4 protein-coding genes and 1 pseudogene are annotated in these 9,318 nt (G+C 70.5%); 2 read left to right on the top strand and 3 right to left on the bottom strand.

The features are described from left to right. Positions 1 to 578 (top strand): annotated as a pseudogene (locus FL344_RS10345) (hypothetical protein); the annotation flags it as partial. A gap of 84 nt (positions 579 to 662) precedes the next feature. Beyond that, complete coding sequence (locus FL344_RS10340; protein WP_141589837.1) at positions 663 to 1,472, top strand: sigma-70 family RNA polymerase sigma factor; 810 nt, start codon at positions 663 to 665, stop codon at positions 1,470 to 1,472. 40 nt (positions 1,473 to 1,512) lie between these two features. Here the strand turns inward: FL344_RS10340 and FL344_RS10335 are convergent, their stop codons facing one another. From FL344_RS10335 to FL344_RS10325, 3 genes are read right to left on the bottom strand one after another with little or no spacing between them, the layout of a single operon-like run. Next, on the bottom strand, positions 1,513 to 4,959 hold the full coding sequence (locus FL344_RS10335) for a hypothetical protein (protein ID WP_228564928.1): 3,447 nt from the start codon (positions 4,957 to 4,959) through the stop codon (positions 1,513 to 1,515). After that, on the bottom strand, positions 4,953 to 5,492 hold the full coding sequence (locus FL344_RS10330) for a DUF1318 domain-containing protein (RefSeq protein WP_141618398.1): 540 nt from the start codon (positions 5,490 to 5,492) through the stop codon (positions 4,953 to 4,955). Before FL344_RS10330 ends, FL344_RS10335 begins: the two co-directional genes overlap by 7 nt. Beyond that, entirely contained in the window at positions 5,489 to 9,178 is a 3,690-nt protein-coding gene (locus FL344_RS10325; protein ID WP_141618397.1) for an AsmA family protein, read from the bottom strand. The genes FL344_RS10330 and FL344_RS10325 overlap by 4 nt, the downstream gene beginning before the upstream one ends. Between the last annotated feature and the right edge of the window lie 140 nt (positions 9,179 to 9,318).

The raw sequence follows: 9,318 nt of genomic DNA, 5'->3' as shown, positions 1-9,318 counted from the left end.
TGGGGGGCCTGCTCCGGGGGGAGGGCTGGAGCGTGCGCTATGATTCGGGCGTGGTGGTGTACCGCCCCGGGCCGGAAGGGGCGTGGCGACCGCCGCTGCTGGTGGTCCGCGCCGCGCTCACCCTGGGCGCGCCCGAGGCGGAGTCGTATTCCCTCAGCCTGCCCATGAATGACTTCGGCCTTCGTCCGGGCCTCACCCTGGCCCTGCAAGGGAGCACGGAGCCCGGGGGCGACGCACGCTCCTGGGGCGTGGACGCGCTCCTGCGCCTGCGCCCGCTGGTGCTCTCGGCCGAGCTCCACCAGGTGGGCTCTCCCCAGGGACATGCGGTGCTCGCCCACGTCCGCGCGGGCCTCAACCTGCCGGGGCCAGGGGCCACGGTGCTCGAGCCGTGGGCGCTGGTGGCGCGAGTCACGGGCGGCGCCCTGGCGGACGCTCCGGGCGGGGCGCGGCTGGATGCCGGGCTTAGCTGGTATCTCCGTCGGCAGGCGCTTCGCGCCACGCTGGGCGGGAGCTGGCGGCCTCCCGGGCACGGCGCGTCCGGCGGTCAACTCGGCCTGTCGCTTCAGCACCGGCGCTAGGTTTGGCGCGATGTAACCTCCTGGCGCCATCCAGGAAGGCATCCTGGTGACTGGGCGTTCTTCCGATGAGGAGGCGAAGGGCGGATGTCGACGCGAACCGATGAGCAGTTGATGGAGGCCGCGCGCGCTGGCGACGACAAGGCCCTGGACGAGGTCCTCGCCCGCCACGAGAAGCAGGTGTACCGCTTTGGCCTGCGCATGTGCGGCTCCGAGGAGGACGCCATGGAGGTCCTCCAGGAGACGCTGTTCTCCGCCTTCCGGGGCATCCACGCGTTCCGGGGGGACGCGGCGCTGTCCACCTGGCTGTACCAGGTGGCTCGCACGCACTGCTTCCGCCTGCGCCGCCGTCGTGTCGGCGCGCCCGAGGACTTCCAGCCGCTCGACTCGCCCGCGGCCACGAACGTCGCGGCGGAGGAGGCGACGCCAGACATGGTCTCCCACGCGCGGCAGATGGGTGAGGTGTTGCAGGCGGCCATCCTCGCGCTGCCGGAGGCGCATCGAGAGGTGCTCATCCTCCGGGACGTGGAGGGGCTCACGGCCGAGGAGGCAGCCAGCGTGGTGGGCATCGAGGTGCGGGCGCTCAAGAGCCGGCTGCACCGCGCGCGGCTCCAGATGCGCGAGCACCTCGCCACCCTCCTGGGGGAGGGCGCCCACGGACAGGGCGCGGGGTGTCCGGAGCTGGCGCAGGAGCTGTCGGAGTTCGCCGCGGAGGAGGTCGACCAGGCCGCCTGTGTGCGCCTGGAGGACCATCTGTCCCGCTGCCCCCGTTGCAGCGACGCGTGCGACGCGCTCAAGCGCACGGTGTCCCTGTGCCGGCGCATCCCCGGGGATGAGGTCCCCGCGCCCGTGCGCGCGGCGGTACGGCAGGCGCTGTCACGCGCGCTGCCCGCCTGAGCCCGCTCGCCTTGGCGCACCGGGAGCCCTGGGGCGCGACCTACGGGGCCGAACAGGCCTCCTCGGCGGCAGGCGCCGCGAGCGCAGCGTAGATGTCGAACCACGCCAGGTACGAACGCCAGGCCGGGTCACGCAGCTCGACCAGGGTGCGGCGCGCCTTGCCCAGTCGCTGAGGCTCGTCGAAGGGCAAGCCTCCGTCGCCCTTCACATTCAACTGGGCCGCGAACCAGAGCACGTCCAGTTGCCCCGGATCGACGTTCGCGTGCGTCCGCGCGACCAGCGAGTCGGAGTGCTTCAACGCCTCGCCCAGCCAGCGCGCCGCCCGTGCCGGGTCCTGCTGGTCCACCGCGTTCTCCGCCAGCCGTAGCTCCGCCAGCGTCACGGCGCGGATGTCCTCATCGCGGTTCAACTGGTCGAACTGATCCAGGTACAGCTTGCGCCGCGTTTCGAGCGCCCGCGCCGCGGCGTCCAGGCGTCCCAGCCGGGTCTCCGCGTTCGCGCGCAGGCCCGAGGCGATGAGGCGATAGGAGCGCAGGACATGCTCCGGCGTGGAGTGGGCCCACTTCAACGCGCTCCGAACACCGGGCGTCGCCAAATCTCGCTCGACCTGCTCCAGGTCCTCCAAGGTCCGCTGCGGCTGACCAGCACCCAGCGCCGCGGCGCCGCGCGCCAGCCGCACCACCATCCGGTTGCGCAGGCCCTCTTCGTCCTGGGGGCTCGCTTCCACGAGCGGCAGCTCCCGGTCATAGAGCGTCAGCGCCCGTTCGAAGCGGCCCGCGGCGAGGTTGTAGAGCGCGGCGCGGTCCAGGGCCAGCGGGAGGAACCTGGACAGCCGCTGCGTGGTCTCCACCATGGCCAGGGCCTTGTCCGCCGCCTGGGCCGCGTCGGCTTCCCGGTCGACGTGGAGCAGCGCGTGGGCCCGCGCCATGGACACCGCCAGCCCCGCCCAATTGTCCACGTACGGCAGCTTGTCTCGCTGTTCGAGGTAGCCCAGGGCGATGTGGAAGTTGCCCACCTGCGTGTGCAGCAGCCCCAGCGCGCCGAGAATCATGGCCCGGTAGCGGACGTTGTTCCGCATCAGGTCCAGGGCCACCATGTAATAGCGGTTGGCGCGCTCGGCGGCGGCGGGGGCGCGGTTGCGCAGGAAGTCCTCGTGATGGATGGCGCCCAGGAGTGCCTGCACCACGCGCTGGTTCTTCAGCTCCGGCCACGCGGCACGCAGCTCCCTCACCGCCGAGGTCACGGCCTGCGCATGGGCATCCCCCTCCAACTTGGGGAGCTGGCGCGCGGTGACGTAGGCCTTCACGAAGTGCGCGAGCGGCTTCGCCATGTTCGGAGCAGTGGTGGTGACTTCCTTCTCCACCACATCCGGACTGACGCCGGCTCGCAAGCGCAGGTTCATGGCTTCGACGGCGCTCTCCAGCGAACCGGTCCGCTGCGTCACCAGGTCGAAGTCCGCACGCGCCATGTCCTGGCGTTGCCGCGCCAGCCGCCGGTACGCGCGGCCCATCATTGCGCGGCGAAAGAGCCGCTCGGCGCGGCGTCGCTCCTCGCTCCCCGGTGGCGTGTCGTCGACGTAGACCATCGCCAGCGATTCCATGATGCCATCGGCGCCGAGCCCCGCCGCTCGCTCCACGGCGTCCTGGACCAGGACCCGTCTGCGCAGCGGGTCCTTCTGCTGCCGGTAGAATCCGAGCAGCGCCTCCCGCACGGCACGAGGAGGCCGCTCGCTTCGGAGCGCATTGATGTGGCGGCCCAGCTCCAGCGCGTACGCGTAGGCCGAACCGGCGGGCGCTGTCGTGAGTGCCTGCGCCATCGCCGCGTCCGCCTCGTCGTAGGGGCGTCCCCGGTACAGGGCGCGGACCGCGGCGCGAGCGAAGTCGAGCTGGTCGTCGGCCGGGAAGATGCGGTGCTCGGAGAGCCGCCGGCCCGCTTCAATCAAGGGCTCGCGCTCATCGAGCTTCCGGTACAGCGCGTCCGCTCGCGCGTGGTACGCCTCCAGCACCGCGCGCGGCGTGGTGTCGGCGATTTCGGCCGCCTCCAGCTCCTTCCGGGCCCGCGTGAAGTCACCCACGTCATCCGCCAGCTCACTGCGCACCACGCGCTGGAAGACAGCGGCCGCGGGGCTGAGCGCGTTCGCGAGATCCAGCGCGGCCATGCGCTTCTGCTCCGCGACACTCAGCTCCTCCACCATGCGGCCCCGCTCGCGCTCCTTCATGGCGCGCCGGTGGTCGATGAGGACGCGGAGCGGTTCCTCCAGGCCCGCGGTGGCGGGGTCGCTCACCGAGCCCAGGTGGCGGGCGTAGAACTCCGCCGCGCTGAAGTCCTCGTAGGCCAGGTGCAGCATGCTCATGCGCATCATCAGCAGGCGGCGAAGCCTGGGCCGCGTCTCGAGCAGCAGCCGGTGGCGATAGAGCAGCAGCTCATCAGCGCGCCGGCCCACCATCCTCAGCTCCTCACTGAGCCGGCGCGCATCCCAGGCACTGGGGACCTGGCCATCCAGCGGCATCTGGTACACGTCCAGGGACTGCGCGCGTGAACAGGTCGCCGCCAGCGACGTGGCCGAGGGCGCCGGGTACTGGCAGTTCCAGGACGCACTGGTGAGCTGGTCCGGATTGGCGGCGGCGGCTTGCTCGGCGGCGTCGTCACGTTCCGTCGCGAAGGGCACCCGGAACAGCACGCCGCTGTCGCTGGCATCGATGACGCCATCCGCATTCGAGTCCGTGAAGAACTGCACCACGTACAGGTAGCGCCCATCCCGGGAGAACGTCGGCTGTCCGGTCTGCCCCGGGATGTCGAGCGACAGCGGGACGGGCTTCGCGCCGGGGGTATCCAGGCGCAGCGCCTCCAGATGGGGCGCGGCGCGCGCGGCGAAGCCGGGTCCCACCTGCCGCACGGAGCGCTCGATGGGGACGTACACCAGCCAGCGCCCATCGGGGGACAGGGTCGGGCTGGTCAGGTTCCGCTCGAGCAGGGGCGTCACGCGCCACTCGTCGCCCAGCTCGACGCGCGACAGGTGGAGGTCGCCCTGGATGGTGGTCCGGCTCACCAGCGCGATGCGCGAGGCGTCCATCCACTCCGCCTGGAGGGCGTTGGCGTCTCCTTCGAGGCACCGGCGCTCTTTCGCGGTGGGCAGCTCGCGCACGCACAGCTGGCCACCGGCCTGGTTGCGGAACGAGATGTAGAGCAGGTGCTTGCCGTCGGGACTGATGCGCGGCCAGGTGACATCCGCGCCTTCGTCGAACAGCCGGCGCTCGCGTCCGCGCTCCAAGTCCTGCGTGAAGATTTCGGTCGCGATGCTGCGGTTGGACGCGAAGATCAACGTGTTCCCGTCAGGCGCCAGTTGCCCCAGGAACTGGTCGCCCACGCCCACGGTGAGCCGGGTGGGCGTGCGCAGTCCACCATCGTTCTCATCGTCCTGCGCCCAGACGCTCCCCGCGATCAGCGTCACCAGGGCCACGACGCCCCGTCTCCGCCGCGTCAGCACTGCTTCTCTCCCCAGGTCCCATCCTCGGCCTCGATCCAACCGCCGCAGACGACACCCTCCGCGTGCACCTTGTGCCAGTTCCGGCGCAGCGTCTCTTCCGGGACGTCGGGGCGGGCCGACCGCATCCACTTCCAGAGTAGCTGACGGGAGCGATTCACCCGCTCGACCAGGGCCACGTCGTCGGTGGTCATGCGCCCGGCCTGGCAGCGGCGCCGGGATGTCACCAGCAGCCCGTCCCGCCCTTCGCCCACGCAGTGGCGACGGAGCAGGTCGTCAACGCGGTCCGCGGGCGTCCTGCCGATGTTCTCCACCAACGGCGTGGGCTGGATGCCCAGCTCTTCCAACTGATTGGGGGTGAATGGCACCGGCGTGGGATTCATGCCCGCGCGAGCCAGCCGCTGCTCCACGTCCTTGAACGAACCCGAGGCTTGTTCCTCGAGCGCCGTCGCGCGGTCCACCATGACAATCTCCGGCGCGCTGATGCACCCGGACGTGGCGAGGGCGGCCCACAGCAGCAACCCACGGTGTTTCATGGCGTGGTCTCCGGAGGAGTCATGGATTTGATGAGCTGGTCGACGATGGGGCCCATGGGGATGCCCCGGATTTCGTCGATGCTGAGCAGCTTCGCCAGGCCGCCCATGGTGATGCGCAGGCTGCCGAAGCCGTGGTTGAAGCTCACCCGCACGTGCTCCGGGTAGCCCAGCCGCAAGGCATAGCGGACCCGGTTGGTGGCGGGATTGACATGGCGGGGGTCTTCGATGTCGAGCAGGTCCAGCAGGTGGCGATTGCCAATGCGCAGAATCTCCGCGCGGCCATTGATGCTGCGGTCCTTCGCGGAGATGACCACGGCGGCATTGCCGTCGAAGGGCTCGCCTCGGGATGACTGGACCCCGGTGGCTCGCACGCGAGCCTCCAGGGTGGAGTGCTTGCCTTGCCAGTCCAGGAGCCACTGTCCAGTGATGCGCCCACCGCGAACCCCCATCTCCAACTGCGTCATGGAGACGACGTGCTGGTCGATGGACAGATTCCCCGCCAGGGGCGCGACGGCGACGAGCGGCGTGCTGATGCGTTTGGCGGACACATACCCGCTGCGGGAGAGCAGGGGATGCTGGTCGGCGAAACGAAGCATCGGGTACGGGTTCACGTCGATGTCGCTCAGCAGCCGCAGCTGTCCCTCGCTGAGCTCGAGGTTCTCGGTGAGCGGGACGTTGCCGTCCATTCCTTCAATCTCGAACCCCTGCTCGGGCAGGCGCAGGTTCAAGTCCTGGAGGAGCAGGTTGGAGACGGTCCGGAAGACAGCGAGGTCGGGTGAGCCCACGCGGAAGTCGACGGTGACCTTGCCGCTTCCCTCCAGAATCCCAGGGCGCGCGAGCCTGGCCATGTCCTGCGACAGTTCGCCCCGGAGCCCCAGGCGGCGCCGATCCTCGCTGAGGTCGAGCCGCCCCCGGACCTTCAAATGGGTGCTGGTCCCCGCGTTGGTCAGTTGGAGCTGGGGAACGTGGATGACGCCCGTGGGCTTGCGCCGCGCGGAGAACGTCGCTTCCACGTCCTGGACCGGATAGGGCAGCGCCGGGTTCTGTTCCAGCGCGCGAAGCTTCAAGTGTTGCTTCAGCTCGATGTCGTCCGCTTCCAGCGCCTCGGTGAAGCTGGCGGTGGTGTCGCTGGTCAGCTCCGAGAAGGACAGCCGCCGATCGCTCATTCCGACCGTGAGCTTCTCCACGCGCAGGTCACTGTGAACGGTTCGCTTGGGACCTTCGACGCGAGACGCCAGCTGCCAATGCAGCGCGGGAACGTTGAGCGACAGGGCGTCCTGCCTCCATCGCAGGCCCCGCGCGCTCAACACCGCCGTTCCATCGAAGCTGGCGGTACGCGCCGGGTCCGGGGCGAGCCGCGGCGTGCCATCGGCTGTGACACCCGTGAGCACGCCGCGAAGCGTGCCGTGCACCTCGATGCCCACCGCGAGCCGCCCGGCATTCAGCTCCGGGGGCACCTGCGCCATGGCCAGCAAGGGCGCCAGGGGGCCCAGTGGGGGAATGTCGCCCTTCACGTCGATGCGAAGGGCGCGGGCCTTCCGGTCGAACGCCGCCGCGGCGTCCAGCATCACCTTCGGCCCTTCATGACTGGTGAGGCCCAACCGGAAGGCGGGCTTCCGGCGATTGAGGTCCAGGGTCAGCGTCTGATGCTGGAGCCCCATGTCCTTCTCACCCGCCCGGAGCCCTTCGATTCGCAGGTCCACGTCGCCCTGGTGGCGCCAGGCGTCACCCCGCGAGCGCATCACTAGGGTGACGTCGCTGGCCGTCACGTTGTCCCACGCGGGCCGTTGCAGCTTCAGCTCCGTGCGGTGCTCCAGCCGTGGCGCGGATGAGAAGAGCGCCTTCACGCTGCCCTTGGAGTCCAGGCTCACGCCCAGGTGCCGCCACGGAATGCGCGCCGCGACCGAGTCGGGAATGAAGGGGCGGGCGGCGGCGAGGTCCGGTGTCCGCGCGGCCAGGGTGTAAGACACCGCGTCGGTGTCCTTGGTGGCATCCAGGGACGCCTGCATGTCGCCGACGTCGAGCACGAGCTGCGCGCGGCCTCGGCTGAGCTGGGGCTCGTCGAGCTGCGGGAACGCGTCCGACGCATCGAGCTTCACGCGCACGGGGCCCTTCAGCAGCGTGCGCCCATCCGGCAACGACACATGGAGCGCCCCGACGGGCACGTTCGCGCTCAGTGCGAGGGGAGGCGCTGCCGCCAGCGGCGCGCTGAGCTGGAAGCCCATCCGTTCGGCCTGCGCTCGGAGGTCCGGAGTCCGGAGGTCCAGGGACTCCACCATGCCCGACAGGCTCGCGTTCCCGGCGACCTGGAGCGGGGAGGAGGGCTCTGGGCGGAGCTGATGTCCCTTCACTTCACCGTGAGCCTTTGGAATCCGCAGGGCCGTGGGGCCTCCCACGTCGAGCCCATCGATTCCGAACGTCAGTTGCGCGGAGAGCCCCTGCCGCGGATCAGGTGTCGCCACCAGGGTGACGCGTCCTCCGCCGAGCGCCAGCCGGACCGGCTCACTGGCCATGCGGAGCGACGCGACGTCCACGTCCAGGCCCAGTCTGCCGCGAGGCCCCAGTTGAGGCATCGCGCTCAGGGTGACGTCTTGTGCGTCCAGCTTGACCTTGCCGCGCTCGAGCGTGAACGGACGCCATTCGGAAGGGATTGCCGCCAGCAGCCTTCCGAGGTCGATGTCCGCCAGGGCGCGTGTCACGACCGGGGGCGCGTCCGCGGCATCCGGGAGCACGGCCTGGGCCTCGAGTTCCGCGCTGTCCGTCAGTTGGGTGCGCTCCAGCTCCACGGCGATGTGGCGCTTCTCGACATCGAACCGCGCGGCCACCGCGCCGTGAAGCAGCGACCGGACCGAGAAGCGTGGGTCGAAGGTCTGCCGGCTGACATCGAGGTCCACCTGCGCCCGAGCGGCCGAAGCGCCAGCCTCCATCGAAAGGGCGAACGCCAGCTCCGCTAGGGCCGGGGGCGTGGCGGCGCCTTCGTGGCGCAGCTCCAGCGGCAGCGGAGCACCCGCCTGGCCCAGGTTCGCGAAGACCTTCCATTCCCCGTCGTGTTGCTTCGCTTCGACCCGCGCCGCGAGCCCGCCCAGGGACCAGCGCTCGGCGACTTCGCCATGCTGGACGCGGACGTAGCTCAGCGACACGCCCGACACGTCGACGTGCCCGACAGGAAGCGGCGCTCCCAGGAGGTCGGCGACCTGCTGGGAGGCACTCACCGGCGCTTCAACGGGCGGCGGCTCTGGGGCTTCAGTTCCCGTTAGTCCCGTGAGGGAGGTGGCGCCTGAATCGTCAGCGACCAGGGCGAGCGCCACGTCCCGCACCACCACCCGCTCAATCCGGATGGGACCGGTCACCAGCGCACGGGGCGACCAGTGCGCCTCCAACGTGCCGATGCGCAGCAGCTCCGGCGCGGCGGTATGGAACGGAGCGGGTGTCCGCACCACCAGCCCACCCAGCTTCAACCCCGAGAGGAGCTCGACCTGGGCGACCTGATAGTCCACCTGGAGCCCGGTGGCCGTCTCCACCTCGGAGACAATGGGCTGCTTCAGCCAGGGACTGTCGAGGTTGCGCAACACCACCACGGCAGCGACCAGTGCCAGCGCGGGGAGCACGACCAGGATTGTAAAGACCACGCCCGCGATGATTCGAGCCCACCGCCGGCGAGGCCGTTCAGCTGTGGTGGAATCCATGTGGCCCGGTTGACGCGCGCGGCCATCATGGTCGGGGGCCTGTACGAAGTCGAGGAGACGTTGTGGGCAGGCGGGCAGGCGCGGGGCGGCTGCACGGACGGTGTGGGGCAGGCCGCCAGGGCTCCCTGGCGGCCCGTCAC

It is taken from the genome of Myxococcus sp. AB036A (genome assembly GCF_006547355.1).
Taxonomy (GTDB): domain Bacteria; phylum Myxococcota; class Myxococcia; order Myxococcales; family Myxococcaceae; genus Myxococcus; species Myxococcus virescens.
Note: the sequence above shows the minus strand (reverse complement) of the source record. Positions and strands in the feature narration are given on the sequence as shown.

Excerpts from the sequence above, each read along its gene's own strand:
- FL344_RS10340 (WP_141589837.1), top strand. The coding sequence starts at position 663 with ATGTCGACGCGAACCGATGAGCAGTTGATGGAGGCCGCGCGCGCTGGC.
- FL344_RS10330 (WP_141618398.1), bottom strand. The coding sequence starts at position 5,492 with ATGAAACACCGTGGGTTGCTGCTGTGGGCCGCCCTCGCCACGTCCGGG.
- FL344_RS10325 (WP_141618397.1), bottom strand. The coding sequence starts at position 9,178 with ATGGATTCCACCACAGCTGAACGGCCTCGCCGGCGGTGGGCTCGAATC.